The sequence below is a fragment of the Streptomyces sp. R21 genome, assembly GCF_041051975.1.
Taxonomy (GTDB): domain Bacteria; phylum Actinomycetota; class Actinomycetes; order Streptomycetales; family Streptomycetaceae; genus Streptomyces.
In genome coordinates, this window is the sequence record NZ_CP163435.1 from 8554918 (window position 1) to 8568836 (window position 13919).

Here is a 13919-nt window from a genome sequence, read left to right on the forward strand (position 1 = left end):
GTCCGCCACGGCCTCAGGAGGCGTAGCGCCATGGTCTTCTTGCTGGTTCTTCTCGGCTGCGCCGTCGCGCTGGTCGTCATCGGCGGTGTCGTCGACGGCCTGCTGTATCTGGTTTCCACCGGCGTGCTGCTCCTCATCGCCGCCGTGCTGTACCTGCTCGTGCGCTCGGTGTCGCGCGCACACCGCCGGCGCCCGGCCCACTGATGCGTGGTGGTGGATCGCGGAGCGCCGCCCCAGATGCCCACGTGCGGTCGGTGGCGGGGGCGGGACGGTCGCCGCTGTGGTGGTGACCGGTGTGTGGTGATGGCCCGGCCCAAGCGGCGAGCCTGCGGGAGGAGCCGGCAGATCTGGCTTGGGCAGGCGTTCACAGGCGTCGCCAGCGGGCTGAGGCGAAGGAGAAGACGCCGAAGAGGATCAGTCCGATCGCGACGGCGACCAGGAGCCATGGCCCCACCGGTGTCTGGGTGAAGCTGCGGAGCGTGGCGTCCACGCCTTTGGCCTTGTCCGGGTCGAAGCGGATGGCCGCCACCAGGATGAAGATCCCGGCCGCCGCGAACACCACACCGCGCGCCACGCCTCCGCCCACGCCCAGGGCGGTGACGACCTGCTGGGTACGAGGGCTCATGCTCCCGGTGTCCAGCTGCTTGAGGAAGCTGCGCATGGCCGCCCGGACGGCGAGCACCGCGCCGATGCCGATCAGGAGGCAGCCCGCGGCTCCCACCAGCACTTGGCCGTACGACAGTTTGAGCGCCGATGCCGTCCAGTCCTGCGACTTCGCGTTGCCGCTGGAGCCCTGGCCGCCCCCGGCCGCGTACACCGCCGTGGTCCAGCAGACAAAGGCGTAGAAGACCGCCCGCCCGCCGTCGAGGGCTCGTGAACTCGCCTTCCGCTGAGGTCCCCTGGTGAGCACGGCGCGGGCGCCCCGCCAGAGGGCCATGGAAGCGAAGCCGACCACTATCGCCCACAGCATCACTTTCCCGAACGGCTGCTCCGCGACCTGGGCCAGCGCCCCCTGCCGGTCCGCCGTCCCGCCACCGCTGCCGAGGGCGATCCGAATGGCAAGGGCGCCGATCAGGACATACACCACACCCCGTGCGGCAAAGCCCGCCCGCCCTGCGGCAGTCAGCGTCTCGTTCTGGGTGGTACGGGCCGCGGACTTCACGGCCTGGCCGCGCCCTTGCGTGTTGGACGACGTCACGATGTCCTCCCCATGGCGTGGACGCGCGATACGCGTCCACCGCCCCCCGAGTGCCCCAGGCCGGGGGCTTGATGCGCGCACTTGGCGCACGACGGCCGGAGCCGTACCAGCTGGGTCATCGGTCATCCTCCGGGCGTCACCGGCGGAGTTGTCCGACATCAGGGCCGTCGTCGCCGGGCCCGCTGTTTCAGGGCCTGTGCCACGCGGGGGAGTTCCTCGTGCAGCAGGCGGCCCACCAGCGCACCGCCGTAGACGACGACGCCCACACCGACCAGCCAGGACTGGACGACCAGGACGGTTCCGAAGGGGCCGTAGGTGACGGCACTGGATGCGATCAGTGGTGAGAAGACGAGGCGGGAGAAGACCCGGAGGCCGAGCAGCCCGAGCGCCGTCGCCGCTGCGCCGGGGAGCAGGGCGCTCCAGGCGATCCGCCCGCCGAGCAGTATCCGTTGGGACCACCAGAAGAACAGGACGGCGCTCAGTGTCGCGGCCAGCGTGCCGGCCGGAGAATGGCGCCACAGCGTGGTGGTGGCGGTCAGGTACAGGGATCCGACGAGCACGGCGAGCCACAGCACCTGCCGCCATCTTGCGTACCAGCGGGCCGGAGGCAGCTCCCAGACCTTCTCGTAGCCCATCTGCACCGCCGCCCCGAAGGTCAGCCCGAAGACGGCGAGGGCGGCGAGACCGAGAGCGGTCGTGGTCTCAAGTACCTGGCCGGGCCGGGCGAACAGCTCCCCGATCTCGTCCCTGGCCGCCCTCGACACACCGAGCCCGTCCCCCAGCCACTGGGCGAACCCCCGCCCGTGCTCCGGATCGGCCGCGGAGACAACGATCAGCAGGGGCACCAGCGTGAGAAGCCCGAGCGCCGCGAAGCCCAGTGACCTCGGCCCCAGTTCGATCTCTCCGCTTCGCCGCCATCCCCGTTCGGCCGGCGAATCACGGAACACGCGGCACAGCCGTGTCGAGAGGGACGAGCTGTCCGCAGCCCCGGAAGACTTCTTCAGCATGCAATCACCGACAGCCGTGCACGTGTGCCGTCACAGCCGCTCCAGCGCGTGAAGGCGCCACAACGCGCCACGCCGCTCGCACCGTATCGCCTCGGCAAGTTCCTGGCCCTTCGTGGTGGCGACCAGGGCCGCATCTCCCGCCGCAGTCACAGCCCTCAACAGAGGATGTTCTTCATGGGGCGTGGTCATGTGGTGCATGGTGCGTATCTCACAACGCAGTCCTCACAACGCAGCCGTCCTTTCCATAGGCGGTCAGCGGCGCGCCAGTTGCCGCTCACCGGCTGCGCCGGGCCGGCGGCGCAGACCGTAGTGCTTGGAGACCGCTTCCTCCCGGTCGGCGGGCAGCACGTCCTCGATGTTCATGGTCCCGATGGTCCTCGCGCCTCCAGCGCGCCCGGAGCTGACGGCTGGAGAGACGATCCCAACGGTCCCGGTAGCGCTGGTGCTCCCCGAGATCGGACCCGCCACGCCGGCCTCCGCCGTGATCGCGGCCGTAGCGCATGGTTCCGAAAGACCAGCACGGCCGCGGCCATCCACCAGAGGGGGTTGAGGAACCCGAAACCGAACAAGATCAGGGCGACGACGATGAGAAGCAGAACGAACATGGCGGGCCTTCCCGGAGCGGGACAAGACATCGCTGCCGGGGGCCGGGGCCTGCTCGAACAGCGTAGCTCTGCCCAAAGGTTGCGGATAGCGCCCCATGTAACGGTCTGCCAACCGGAACGGATGGCCACTTGACATCTGTCCAGGGAGTGCGGCGAGGGCTAACGTGCCCGGTACGGCCCGAGCCCCCGGCAGCGTCGATCACCTCTCGCGCTCCTTCGAGGGCGCACCTCGCGCATCAGTGCCGGAACTCGCACCCGCCCCCACGGACTGCTCCCGCCGTCGCCACGCCGTCCCGGCACGGCCTCGATGCGCCCCAGACGGGTAACGATTCACCGCTCGCCGCCATCGCACGCATCCCACCGCAGGTGGCCCGCATGTACGTACTCATCGTTCCGGCAGCGCTTCCCTTCGTCCTCCTCGCCACTGTCATGGGCCTGTCCTGGTGGGAGGACCACATCCTGCCGATGCCGCCGACCGAAGCGCTCGCCGAGGTTCGCGCCGAGGCTCTGTTCACCCCAGTGGCCTCTGCCCAGCTCGCTCGTGTCGACACTGCGTTGACAAGGGAAGTCGCCGGGCGTTGACTGACAGCACGGCGTAGGGCTATGCCACTCCGGATCGTTCGGTCGACGCATTCCACCTTCCCGCTTCGCCCGGACCCCGCGGATCTCAGGAACTTTCCGCGATCTGGAGGCCCGGCAATGATCCTGTGGATTCTTCTCCTTCTGCTGATCCTGGTGGTGTTCGGGTTCGGCTTCACCATGCAGGCCCTTTGGTGGGTCGCCGCCGTACTGCTGGTCGTCTGGATCGTCGGCTTCGCGATGCGCGGGCGCGGCGGTGGCAGGCGTAGCGGTGGCAGCCGCCGGTTCGGCCGCAGCCGCGGGTAAGTCAGACCAGGCACTCTCCCGAGGCGCTCTCCCACTCGTGGGAACGATGGCCTGCACGGCAATCGCGCGGGAGCCCATGCCGGCGAATAAAAGCGAACAAAGGGGACAGCCATGAGCGTCGGACAGACGATCAAGCACAAGACACAGGCGTTCAAGGGCCGGATCACCGAACGTATCGGCCGGACCACCCGCAACCGGCGGCTGCAGCGCGAAGGCAGGACCGACCGGGTCTCCGGAAACCTGAAGCAGTCCGGCGACAAGGCCAAGAAGGCCTTCAGGCGCTGACCACATACGCCCCGGGTGGTGCCCACGTCACGTGGACGCCATCCGGCAGGCCAACCCGGAATCAGTCCACAGACCGGCGGAGGGCCCTCAAACACCGCTTCGGACCCGAGTACGACCGCGCAGTCGCCGACCACGACAGGTTCGTCGAATCACCGCAGAACGCGGTCACCGAGGCCGACGCACTCCTCGCACACCCGGCGAAGGACCGGGGCTTCCCCGGTGAACAGTTCGAGGAGCAGCTCGGCGCCCTCTCAGTCCACCACCCCGACCACGTCCGCGGCTACCGCAGAATGCGCGGCGGCTGCCCGCGGCCATGGCGGCACCGAGGAGATGCGCGGGGCCATGGTCGAAGCGCGGTGCCGGCCGAGATTCCGAAACCGGCGGCGATCCGGGCGAGGGGCTCGTGCTTGCGCAGGTACACCAGAGGGAGCGGGGCACGCTGGGGCGCCAGGAGCTTGCAGCGGCGGTGACCCTCGCGGGTGACGATGAGCGTCGTGAGCCGCTCGATGAGCGCGTGGGGCAGGTCGAGTGCGGCAGGATGAGGGCCAACAAGGCTCCTGTGCCGATGGGTTGAGGCTTCGAACAGCTCCCTCAACGGCACGGGAGCCTTGTGTGTTGTGGCCACGGCGCCGGTCGCCCGAACGGTGGCCGCCCTGAAAGACCTCATTGGTGGACGGCCCGATATCACGGGCTTGGCGGTGGGAGGGGGCGGTAATGGGAAAGGACTTTCAATTCCCAGGGCGATCTGAGGTGGGTGGTGGATCAGGGGGCCACATGCGTTAGCGTGGCGAGCGTTGACGGCGAGCCCCGTGCTGGTTCGTGCTGGTCTTAGAGGCGCAGTAGGGGCAAACGTGCAGGTCAGGGCTATTTCATGAGAATACTGCACACTTCCGACTGGCATCTGGGCCGGGCGTTCCACCGGGTGAACATGCTCGGTGCCCAGGCCGGGTTCATCGGCCATCTCGTCACCACCGTGCGCGAGCGCGGCGTGGACGCGGTGGTCGTGTCGGGTGATGTGTACGACAGGGCGGTGCCGCCGCTCGCCGCGGTCGAACTCTTCGACGACGCCCTGCACCGGCTGGCCGACCTCGGTGTGCCCACGGTGATGATCTCCGGGAACCATGACTCCGCGCGCCGGCTCGGCGTCGGAGCCGGGCTGATCGGCCGGGCGGGCATCCACCTGCGCACCGACGCCGCGGCCTGCGGCACCCCGGTCGTGCTCGCCGACGCCCACGGCGACGTGGCCTTCTACGGACTGCCGTATCTGGAGCCCGCGCTGGTGAAGGACGAGTTCGGCGTCGAGAAGGCGGGCCACGAAGCGGTGCTCGCCGCCGCCATGGAGCGGGTCCGCGCCGACCTGGCCACGCGCGCGCCGGGCACCCGTTCCGTCGTCCTCGCCCATGCCTTCGTCACCGGCGGTGAGGCCAGCGAAAGCGAGCGGGACATCACGGTCGGCGGAGTCGCCGCCGTACCCGCAGGCGTCTTCGACGGTGTCGACTACACCGCGCTCGGCCATCTGCACGGCAGCCAGACCATCACCGAGCGCGTGCGCTACTCGGGCTCCCCGTTGCCGTACTCGTTCTCGGAGGCCGACCACCGCAAGACCATGTGGCTCGTGGACCTGGGCCCCGACGGCTCGCTGAGCGCCGAGCGGATCGACTGCCCCGTCCCGCGAGCCCTCGCCCGCGTCCGGGGACGGCTGGAGGACCTGCTCGCCGACCCCGCGCTGGAGCGGCACGAGGACGCCTGGGTCGAGGCGACGCTCACCGACCCGGTGCGCCCGGCCGAGCCCATGGCCCGGCTCACCGAGCGCTTCCCGCACGCCATCAGCCTCGCCTTCGACCCGGACCGCGACCCCGACGACCCGGACGTCTCCTACGCCCGGCGCCTGGAGGGCCGGGGCGACCAGCAGATCGCCGAGGACTTCGTGACCCATGTGCGCGGCGCGGGCCCCGACACCCGTGAACAGGCGGTGCTGCGCGACGCGTTCGACGCCGTTCGCGCCGACGAGGCCGTCCGGGAGGTCGCCCGGTGAGGCTGCACCGGCTGGACATCCAGGCCTTCGGCCCCTTCGGCGGGGCGCAGAGCGTCGACTTCGACGAGCTGTCGGCCGCCGGCATCTTCCTGCTGCACGGCCCGACCGGCGCGGGCAAGACCTCCGTCCTCGACGCGGTCTGCTTCGCGCTGTACGGGGCGGTGCCCGGCGCTCGCCAGAGCGGCCAGGGCCTGACCCTGCGCAGCGACCACGCCGCTCCCGCGACGCGCACCGAGATCCGCCTCGAACTCACCGTCGCCGGACGCCGGTTGGAGGTCACCCGGCAGCCGCCCTGGGAGCGCCCCAAGAAGCGCGGCACGGGCACGACCACCGACAAGGCGCAGAGCTGGCTGCGCGAGTACGACGCCACGGCGGGCGCCTGGAAGGACCTCAGCCGCTCCCACCAGGAGATCGGCGAGGAGATCACCCAGCTGCTCGGTATGAGCCGCGAGCAGTTCTGCCAGGTCGTGCTCCTGCCCCAGGGCGACTTCGCGCGCTTCCTGCGGGCCGACGCCGAGGCCCGCGGCAAGCTGCTGGGCCGCCTCTTCGACACGCACCGCTTCGCCGAGGTCGAAAAGCGCCTCGCCGAGCGGCGGCGCGCGGCCGAGGCCGAGGTGCGCGACGGGGACGCGGCGCTGCTCGCCGACGCCCACCGTATGCAGCAGGCCGCCGGGGATACCGCCGAGTCGCCGCTGCCCGACCTCGCGCCCGGCGATCCGGGCGTCGCCGAGACCGTGCTGGCCTGGGCCGCCGTCGCCCGCAGCACCGCCCGTGAACGGCTCACCCTCGCCCACTGCGCCCGCACGGCCGCCGCCTCCGCGCACGCCGCAGCCGACCGCGCGCTCGACGACGTCCGCGAACTGGTCCGGCTGCAGCGCCGGTTCACCGAGGCGCGGGAGCGCGCCGGGCGCCTGGAGGAGCGGGCCGACGCCCACCGGGAGGCGCAGGCCCGGATGGAGCGCGCCCGCAAGGCCGAGACCGTGGCCCCCGCACTCGACCTGCGCGAGGCCACCGAGGCCGAGCACCGGAGCGCGGCCACCGAGGAGGCCCGCGCGCGTGCCGTGCTGCCCGGGACGTTCGCCGACGCCGGCGCGCCGGGGCTCGCCTCGGCGGCACGGCGGGCCGCCGAGGAACTGGGCGGCCTGGAGTCGGCCCGCCGAGCCGAGCAGCGACTGTCCGATCTCGTCGCCGAGCGCGCCGACCTGGACCGCCAGGAGCGCGCCGACGGGGACGTCCTGCACGAGGCGGAGAGCTGGCTCGCCGAATGGGACGCCACCCGCGCGGACCTCCAGGCTCGCATCGAGTCCGCACAGCAGGCCGCGACCCGGGCCGAGCAGCTGGCCGTCCAGCGCGAGCCCGCTCAGCAGCGGCTCAGGGCGGCCCGCCAGGCCGACCAGTTCGCCGCCGATATCGAGGCGACGCAGGCGCAGGTGCTCGCCTCGACCGAACGCGCCCTGAAGGCACACGCCCGCTGGCTCGATCTCAAGGAACAGCGGCTGAACGGGATCGCCGCCGAGCTGGCCGCGAACCTCACCGACGGCGAACCCTGCGCCGTCTGCGGAGCCACCGAACACCCGGCCCCCGCGCGCAAGGTCGCCGGACACGTCGACCGCGAGGCGGAGGAAAGCGCACTGGCCGAATACCAGCGCGCGGACGAGCGGCGCGTCGAGGACGAGCGCCGCCTCGGTGTCGTACGCGAGGCATGGTCCGCCGCCAGGGCGGAGGCGGGCGACACGCCCACTGCCCGACTCGACGAGCAGGTCGAGGAGTTGGAGCGGCTCCACGCCGAGGCGCGCCAAGGCGCCTCCGGCCTGCATCCCGCGCACGAAGAGCTGAGAGCAGCCGAGCAGGAGCGCGAACGGCGTGCGGCCGCCCTGCAGCAGGCGGCGGTCAGGGCCGCGTCCCGAGTCGCCCACCGGGAGCGGCTCGACCGCGAAAAGGCCTCCCTGGAGCAGGAGTTGGAGCAGGCCCGTGGCAGCGCCGACAGCGTGACCGCGCGCGCTGCACAGCTGGAGCGGGAGGCCGCACGGCTCACCCAGGCCGCGGACGCGGCCCGTACCACCGAGCTGACCGCCCAGCGCCTCAAGGACGCCGACGCCCGGCTCGCCGACGCGGCCTTTCGCGCCGGGTTCGAGACACCGGCGGCCGCGGCGGCCGCGCTCCTCGACGACGCGGCCCACCGCGATCTCCAACGCCGCCTGGACGCCTGGCAGTCGGAGGAGGCGGCGGTCCGCGCGGTGCTCGCCGAGGCCGAGACGGCGGCCGCCGCCCAGCGGCCGCCCGCCGACCTGCGGGAGGCCGAGCAGCTCGCCGAGTCAGCTGCCCGACGGCTCCAGGAGACCGCATCCGGGCAGGACGCGGCCGCCCGCCGCTGCATCGAACTCGACCGGCTGTCATCGCAGGCGGCGGCCTCCGTACGACGGCTCGGCCCGCTGCGCGACGAGTACGACCGGGTGGCCCGCATGGCCGCCCTCGCCGCGGGCACCTCCGCGGACAACGAACGCAAGATGCGCCTGGAGTCCTACGTCCTCGCCGCCCGTCTGGAGCAGGTCGCCGCGGCCGCGACCGTGCGGCTCCAGCGCATGTCCTCCGGGCGCTACACCCTCGTCCACTCCGCCGACCGCGCGGGCCGAGGCCGCAGCGGGCTCGGCCTCCACGTCGTGGACGCCTGGACCGGCCGTGAACGCGACACGGCGACGCTGTCGGGCGGCGAGACGTTCTTCGCCTCGCTCGCACTGGCCCTGGGCCTCGCGGACGTCGTCACCGACGAGGCCGGCGGCGTACGGCTCGACACGCTCTTCATCGACGAGGGCTTCGGCAGCCTCGACGACCAGACCCTCGACGAGGTCCTGGACGTCCTCGACTCGCTGCGTGAGCGCGACCGCAGCGTCGGCATCGTCAGCCATGTCGCCGATCTGCGGCGCCGCATCCACGCGCAGCTGGAGATCGTCAAGGAGAGAACGGGGTCGGTCGTACGCCAGCGGGGCGTGCGCTGACGACGGGGCCGGGGGAGGGCCGCCGGTCGTGGAAGCTCCGCTTCAGTGGCCCAGCGGGCGGCGGGGCAGCGGCGAGGAGTAGACGACGCTCGTGGTCACCGACCCCAGGGCGCCGAGCTTGCCCGACACCTCCTCCAGGTGGCTCATCGAGCGCGCCGCGACCTTGATGACGAAGCAGTCGTCGCCCGTGACATGATGCGCCTCCAGGACCTCGGGCGTCACGGCGACCAGATCGTGGAACGGTTTGTAGTTGCCGGTCGGGTACCGCAGCCGGACGAACGCGAGGATCGGCAGGCCCAGCCGCTCCGGGTCGACGACGGCCGCGTATCCCTGGATGACGCCCGCTTCCTCCAGGCGGCGCACCCGCTCGGTGACCGCGCTCGCGGACATCGCGACGGCACGGGCCAGCTCGGCGAAACTGGCCCTGCCCTCGCGCTGGAGGACATCGAGGATGCGCCAATCGGTGGCGTCCGGGGAATACGCGGTCATGTGCGAGAGATACCAGAGGAATCCCCGGCGGATCAAGAGTGATGCCGTGGATCACCACTTCTCCAAGTGGATCAACGAACGTAGATTTCTGGTCAGGAAGTCCCGACAGGCCGATGCGGCACCACGCACCGGGTACGGCGGGACCGGGAGGGAAAGCCACCATGACCACGACCACCGAGACCAGCACCTCGACCGCCGTGAACCCCGTTCTGCGCGTCGCCCCGGCGTCCCCCGCCGCGGCTGCCGCCTACTTCGGTGCGAGCCTCGCCTTCCACGCGGACGTGTCCGACGTGGCCGGCGCCCTCGCGGCCGGTGGCGACCCGGGCTTCGTCGTCCTCGACTCCCGCTCCACCGCGTCCTGGGACCAGGGACACGTGCCCGGCGCGATCCACCTGCCCACCGCGCTCATCCCCGAACAGGCCGAGCAGCTCCTCGACAAGTCGGTGCCCGTCGTCACGTACTGCTGGGGCCCCGGCTGCAACGGCGCCACCCGCGCGGCCCTCGCCCTCGCCGAACTCGGCTTCCAGGTCAAGGAGATGCTCGGCGGCTTCGAGTACTGGGTGCGTGAGGGCTTCGAGTTCGAGACCTGGGAGGGCCGCGAGCGGCGCGACGCCGACACGCTGACCGCGCCGGTGGACGCCGAGGACTGCGGCTGCTGAACTCCCTTGCCGGACACGGATGTTGACGGTACATCCGGCGTGTAGCTTCTGCGCATGGTGAGATACGCGGACCCAGGTGCGGTCGAGTGGGTGGAGTCGGGCGGCGGGCCGCTCATAGCGATCCCGGAGGTCGTGCTGCCGTTCTGGTCGGGCGCGGACGGCGACGACCTGTCGTCCGACTACGACCGGGCCTGCGAGGTCGACGGTTCCATCGGCCTCGTGCCCGTCGGGGACAGCAGAGCCCTGGTCCTCGGCGACGAACCGGCCTCCACCTCCTACCTGCCGGAGCACGCCACCTTCGTACGGTGGTGCGCGGCAGCGTCCGAGGCCGACGTGCTGTCCGGCGTCCCGGCCGCGCTCGCGTCGGCGGCGTGGCAGCCCGAGGTGCGGTGGAAGGTGCCGGGCGCCGTGGTCCTGTTCGACGCGGCCTGGCCGGGACCCGCCTCGGCACGCACGGGCCATCTCAGGGTTCCGCTGGCGCCGGGGGCGTACGCGGTGCGTGCGGCGTACGTCGAGCCGGGGCCCGAGACCTGGCTCGGACTCGTACAACTGCGACGGCTCGCGGACTGACCGGGTCCCGCCCGGGCTCCGCTGGGGCAGAGGGCCTTGGGGTCGTCCGCCCCGCGGGAATTCAGGTGCGCGGACCGTAACCGTCCGGGCATCATGCTCGACCATGCCCCAACTCCCGCCCCCTGCCCCCGAAGAGCTCCGCCGCGACCCCCTTCCGCTGCGCGGGCGCACGGCCCTGGTGACCGGCGCCAGCCGACGCGGAGGCATCGGCTTCGCCGTGGCCCGCCGCCTCGCCGCGTACGGCGCGAGCGTGTATCTGCACCACCATGTGCCGCACGACGTCGACATGCCCTGGGGCGGCGACAGTCCCGAGGCCGTGGCCGCCGGTGTGCGCGAGGTGCTCGGCGACCCCGAGGCCCGGGTCGTCGACGGGCCCGGCGACCTCGCCGACCCGGCGGGCCCGGCCCGGTTGGTCGAGACGGCCGCGGAGGCGCTCGGCGGACGGCTCGACATCCTCGTCGCCAACCACGCGCTCAGCGGATCCGACGGCACTCTCGACACGATCGACGCCGCGATGCTCGACGCGCACTGGGCGGTCGACGCCCGCTCGGTGCTCCTGCTCGTGCAGGCGTACGGCCGACTGCGCGCCGCACAGCCACCCGGTACGCCGGGCGGTCGCGTCGTCATGATGACCTCCGGCCAGGACATCGCGGGAGGCATGCCGGGCGAGATCGCGTACGCCCTGCAGAAGGGCGCCCTCGCCTCGATCACCCGGTCGCTGGCGAGCGCGCTCGCCGAGCGGGCCGTCACCGTGAACACCGTCAACCCCGGTCCCGTGGACACGGATTACCTGTCCGGCGACGACTACGCGGCCGTCGCCGCGATGTTCCCCGCGGGCCGCTGGGGGATGCCGGACGACCCCGCCCGCCTCATCGCCTGGCTCGCCACGGACGAGGCGCAATGGATCACCGGGCAGGTCATCGACTCGGAGGGCGGCTTCCGCCGCTGATGCCCGAAGAAGTCGCTGATCATGAGGTGATTCCCCGTGGTGGGATGTCGTAATGAGCCGTGAAGACACCGCGACGAGCCCCGAGTCGAGAAGCGAAACCGCCGCGCCCGAGGTGAGCCTCGCGGTCCGCCCGCCCCTCTCCGACGAGGAGCTCAACGCGCTCTTCGCCGCCGCATGGCCGCAGCACGCACCCACCCGGTTCGGGCCGGTGCTGGCGCGGAGCCTGGCGTGGATCGCGGCCCGCGATGCCGCCGGCCGGCTGGTCGGTTACGTCAATGTCGCCGGCGACGGCGGCCTGCACGCCTTCGTGTTGGACACGACGGTCCACCCCGAAGCGCAGCGGCGCGGCCTCGGCCGGAGCCTCGTGCGGGCCGCCGCCCAGGAGGCACGCGCCCGGGGAGCGCAGTGGCTGCACGTCGACTACGAAGCCGAGTGGGAGCCGTTCTACGCGAGCTGCGGATTCCGGGACACGGCGGCCGGGCTCATGGCGCTGGCCTGAGCCCGGCCGCCGTACTCCGCACGACCCGCGCAACCCGGATCGGTCAGAGCCGGGACAGCTCGTCCACCAGGTCGTCGAGGCCCAGCGAACCCTGGGAGAGTGCGGCCATGTGCCAGGCCTTCGCGTCGAAGGCGTCGCCGTGGCGCTGCCGCGCGTTCTCGCGGCCCAGCAGCCAGGCCCGCTCGCCCAGCTTGTAGCCGATGGCCTGGCCGGGCATCGACAGATAGCGGGTGAGCTCGCTCTCCACGAAGTCGGCCGGGCGGCTGCTGTGGGAGCCGAAGAACTCCTGCGCCAGCTCGGGAGTCCAGCGCTCACCGGGGTGGAAGGGCGAGTCGGCCGGGATCTCCAGCTCCAGGTGCATGCCGATGTCGACGATGACGCGGGCGGCGCGCATCATCTGCGCGTCGAGGTAACCGAGGCGCTGCTCGGCGTCCGTGAGGAAGCCCAGCTCGTCCATCAGCCGCTCCGCGTAGAGCGCCCAGCCCTCGCAGTTGGCGCTGACGCGGCCGACGGTGGCCTGGTAGCGGGAGAGGTCCTCGACGACGTGCACCCACTGCGCGAGTTGCAGATGATGGCCGGGAACGCCCTCGTGGTACCAGGTCGAGACCAGGTCGTACACGGGGAAGCGGGTCTCGCCCATGGTGGGCAGCCAGGTGCAGCCGGGGCGCGAGAAGTCCTCCGACGGCGGGGTGTAGTACGGGGCGGCCGCGCTGCCGGGGGGTGCGATGCGGGACTCCACCCGCCGTACCCGCTCGGCGAGTTCGAAGTGGGTGCCGTCGAGCGCGTCGATCGCCTGGTCCATCAGCCCCTGGAGCCAGGCACGGACCTCGTCGACGCCCTCGATGTGGGTGCCGTGCTCGTCGAGGTGGGCGAGCGCGACCCACGGCGTCCCGGCGCCGGGCAGTACCTTCTCGGCCTCGGTCTTCATCTCGGCGAGCAGACGGTGGTACTCGGCCCAGCCGTACGCGTACGCCTCGTCCAGGTCGAGGTCCGTACCGTTGAAGTAGCGCGACCAGCGCGCGTACCGCTCGCGGCCCACCGTGTCCGGCGAGCCCTCCACGGCGGGTGCGTACACGTCGCGCATCCAGTCGCGCAGCTCCACGACGGCGCGTGTCGCCGCGCGGCTGCCCTCGTCGAGTTCGGCGCGCAGCGCGTCGGGGCCCGCCGACGCGAAGTCCTCGAACCAGCCGCGGCCCTTGCCCTCCGGGTCCGACCACTCGGTGAGCTGCCCGATGAAGGTCGCCGTCGCCCGCGGGCCGCCGTGGAGCTTGCGCTCCAGGCCGAGGGCGAGGGACGCGCGGTAGCCCTCCAGCGCGGCCGGCACCGCGCGCAGCCGCTCGGCGATCGCGGCCCAGTCCTCGTCCGTCTGTGCCGCTGTCACCGTGAACACCGAGCGCACCGAATGGACCGGCGAGTGCAGGTTGCTGACCGCGCGCAGGCCCTCCTCGGCCTCGTGGACGGCGAGTTCGGCCGTGAGCCGCTCGCGCAGCAGCCGCCCGCACCGGCGCTCGATGTCGCTGTCGGCGCCGGGCTGCCGTTCGGCCTCGTCGAGGCGCGTGAGCGTCACCCGAGCCAGCTCCGCGAGAGCCGCCTGGCCCGCCGGGGAGGTGTCGGGCAGCCTGCTCGAACTCTCCTTTACGCCGAGGAACGTGCCGGTGATCGGATCGAGGGCGATGAGTTCGTCGACGTACGCGTCGGCGACCTCGCGGGGCAGCGGGCTCTTCGTCTCTGACATGCGGACA

15 protein-coding genes and 3 pseudogenes are annotated in these 13919 nt (G+C 72.1%); 11 read left to right on the forward strand and 7 right to left on the reverse strand.

The annotated features are described in order from the left end of the window. The first annotated feature begins 30 nt into the window (after positions 1-30). Positions 31-204, forward strand: a complete 174-nt coding sequence (locus AB5J56_RS38160; RefSeq protein ID WP_369239869.1) for a hypothetical protein — start codon at positions 31-33, stop codon at positions 202-204. Between the two features lie 160 nt (positions 205-364). Here AB5J56_RS38160 and AB5J56_RS38165 read toward each other — a convergent pair whose 3' ends face one another. The 4 genes and pseudogenes from AB5J56_RS38165 to AB5J56_RS38180 form a co-directional block, all read right to left on the reverse strand. After that, positions 365-1198 carry a DUF1206 domain-containing protein gene (locus AB5J56_RS38165; protein WP_369239871.1) on the reverse strand — a complete coding sequence of 278 codons (834 nt, stop codon included), beginning with the start codon at positions 1196-1198 and terminating at the stop codon, positions 365-367. A 158-nt stretch (positions 1199-1356) separates the two neighbouring features. Further along, positions 1357-2205, reverse strand: coding sequence for a ribonuclease BN (locus AB5J56_RS38170; protein WP_369239873.1), 849 nt, complete (start codon positions 2203-2205; stop codon positions 1357-1359). A gap of 30 nt (positions 2206-2235) precedes the next feature. Continuing rightward, a complete protein-coding gene (locus AB5J56_RS38175; RefSeq protein WP_369239875.1) occupies positions 2236-2394 on the reverse strand; it encodes a hypothetical protein in 159 nt (52 codons plus the stop codon). 63 nt (positions 2395-2457) lie between these two features. Next, positions 2458-2586 (reverse strand): annotated as a pseudogene (locus AB5J56_RS38180) (PRC-barrel domain containing protein); the annotation flags it as partial. Positions 2587-3185: 599 nt separating this feature from the next. Between AB5J56_RS38180 and AB5J56_RS38185 the strand changes: the two are divergent. The 4 genes and pseudogenes from AB5J56_RS38185 to AB5J56_RS38200 all read left to right on the forward strand — a co-directional run. Beyond that, on the forward strand, positions 3186-3392 hold the full coding sequence (locus tag AB5J56_RS38185) for a hypothetical protein (protein ID WP_369239877.1): 207 nt from the start codon (positions 3186-3188) through the stop codon (positions 3390-3392). 117 nt (positions 3393-3509) lie between these two features. Continuing rightward, positions 3510-3695, forward strand: coding sequence for a hydrophobic protein (locus AB5J56_RS38190; protein ID WP_369239879.1), 186 nt, complete (start codon positions 3510-3512; stop codon positions 3693-3695). Positions 3696-3806: 111 nt separating this feature from the next. Beyond that, positions 3807-3980 (forward strand): CsbD family protein, encoded by a 174-nt coding sequence (locus AB5J56_RS38195; protein ID WP_369239881.1) that lies wholly within the window; start codon positions 3807-3809, stop codon positions 3978-3980. A gap of 80 nt (positions 3981-4060) precedes the next feature. Next, positions 4061-4337, forward strand: a pseudogene (locus AB5J56_RS38200) (hypothetical protein); the annotation flags it as partial. Here the strand turns inward: AB5J56_RS38200 and AB5J56_RS38205 are convergent. Beyond that, positions 4333-4566, reverse strand: a pseudogene (locus AB5J56_RS38205) (hypothetical protein); the annotation flags it as partial. The pseudogenes AB5J56_RS38200 and AB5J56_RS38205 overlap by 5 nt on opposite strands. 285 nt (positions 4567-4851) lie before the next feature. Between AB5J56_RS38205 and AB5J56_RS38210 the strand changes: the two are divergent. Both AB5J56_RS38210 and AB5J56_RS38215 read left to right on the forward strand, forming a co-directional pair. Continuing rightward, on the forward strand, positions 4852-6015 hold the full coding sequence (locus AB5J56_RS38210; RefSeq protein WP_369239883.1) for an exonuclease SbcCD subunit D: 1164 nt from the start codon (positions 4852-4854) through the stop codon (positions 6013-6015). Further along, positions 6012-9011, forward strand: coding sequence for an AAA family ATPase (locus tag AB5J56_RS38215; protein WP_369239885.1), 3000 nt, complete (start codon positions 6012-6014; stop codon positions 9009-9011). The genes AB5J56_RS38210 and AB5J56_RS38215 overlap by 4 nt, the downstream gene beginning before the upstream one ends. Before the next feature lie 42 nt (positions 9012-9053). Here AB5J56_RS38215 and AB5J56_RS38220 read toward each other — a convergent pair whose 3' ends face one another. Further along, entirely contained in the window at positions 9054-9500 is a 447-nt protein-coding gene (locus AB5J56_RS38220) for an Lrp/AsnC family transcriptional regulator (RefSeq protein WP_369239887.1), read from the reverse strand. A 161-nt stretch (positions 9501-9661) separates the two neighbouring features. On the opposite strand from AB5J56_RS38220, the gene AB5J56_RS38225 reads away from it, so the two are divergent. The 4 genes from AB5J56_RS38225 to AB5J56_RS38240 all read left to right on the forward strand — a co-directional run bounded on the left by AB5J56_RS38225 (position 9662) and on the right by AB5J56_RS38240 (position 12177). Then, the gene (locus AB5J56_RS38225; RefSeq protein WP_369239889.1) at positions 9662-10159 is read left to right on the forward strand and encodes a rhodanese-like domain-containing protein; all 498 of its coding nucleotides are present in this window, start codon (positions 9662-9664) and stop codon (positions 10157-10159) included. Positions 10160-10213: 54 nt separating this feature from the next. Beyond that, entirely contained in the window at positions 10214-10729 is a 516-nt protein-coding gene (locus tag AB5J56_RS38230; RefSeq protein ID WP_369239891.1) for an immunity 21 family protein, read from the forward strand. Between the two features lie 103 nt (positions 10730-10832). Further along, positions 10833-11678, forward strand: a complete 846-nt coding sequence (locus AB5J56_RS38235) for an SDR family oxidoreductase (RefSeq protein WP_369239893.1) — start codon at positions 10833-10835, stop codon at positions 11676-11678. Between the two features lie 52 nt (positions 11679-11730). After that, the gene (locus AB5J56_RS38240; protein WP_369239895.1) at positions 11731-12177 is read left to right on the forward strand and encodes a GNAT family N-acetyltransferase; all 447 of its coding nucleotides are present in this window, start codon (positions 11731-11733) and stop codon (positions 12175-12177) included. A gap of 43 nt (positions 12178-12220) precedes the next feature. On the opposite strand, the gene AB5J56_RS38245 is transcribed toward AB5J56_RS38240, so the two are convergent. Continuing rightward, entirely contained in the window at positions 12221-13912 is a 1692-nt protein-coding gene (locus tag AB5J56_RS38245) for a DUF885 domain-containing protein (protein WP_369239897.1), read from the reverse strand. Positions 13913-13919: the final 7 nt, after the last annotated feature.

Bases quoted from the DNA above. Each gene is read 5' to 3' on its own strand.
- AB5J56_RS38235 (WP_369239893.1), top strand. From the start codon at position 10,833: ATGCCCCAACTCCCGCCCCCTGCCCCCGAAGAGCTCCGCCGCGACCCC.
- AB5J56_RS38225 (WP_369239889.1), top strand. From the start codon at position 9,662: ATGACCACGACCACCGAGACCAGCACCTCGACCGCCGTGAACCCCGTT.
- AB5J56_RS38175 (WP_369239875.1), bottom strand. From the start codon at position 2,394: ATGACCACGCCCCATGAAGAACATCCTCTGTTGAGGGCTGTGACTGCG.
- AB5J56_RS38185 (WP_369239877.1), top strand. From the start codon at position 3,186: ATGTACGTACTCATCGTTCCGGCAGCGCTTCCCTTCGTCCTCCTCGCC.
- AB5J56_RS38240 (WP_369239895.1), top strand. From the start codon at position 11,731: ATGAGCCGTGAAGACACCGCGACGAGCCCCGAGTCGAGAAGCGAAACC.
- AB5J56_RS38210 (WP_369239883.1), top strand. From the start codon at position 4,852: ATGAGAATACTGCACACTTCCGACTGGCATCTGGGCCGGGCGTTCCAC.
- AB5J56_RS38220 (WP_369239887.1), bottom strand. From the start codon at position 9,500: ATGACCGCGTATTCCCCGGACGCCACCGATTGGCGCATCCTCGATGTC.
- AB5J56_RS38170 (WP_369239873.1), bottom strand. From the start codon at position 2,205: ATGCTGAAGAAGTCTTCCGGGGCTGCGGACAGCTCGTCCCTCTCGACA.
- AB5J56_RS38230 (WP_369239891.1), top strand. From the start codon at position 10,214: ATGGTGAGATACGCGGACCCAGGTGCGGTCGAGTGGGTGGAGTCGGGC.
- AB5J56_RS38195 (WP_369239881.1), top strand. From the start codon at position 3,807: ATGAGCGTCGGACAGACGATCAAGCACAAGACACAGGCGTTCAAGGGC.
- AB5J56_RS38190 (WP_369239879.1), top strand. From the start codon at position 3,510: ATGATCCTGTGGATTCTTCTCCTTCTGCTGATCCTGGTGGTGTTCGGG.
- AB5J56_RS38160 (WP_369239869.1), top strand. From the start codon at position 31: ATGGTCTTCTTGCTGGTTCTTCTCGGCTGCGCCGTCGCGCTGGTCGTC.
- AB5J56_RS38245 (WP_369239897.1), bottom strand. From the start codon at position 13,912: ATGTCAGAGACGAAGAGCCCGCTGCCCCGCGAGGTCGCCGACGCGTAC.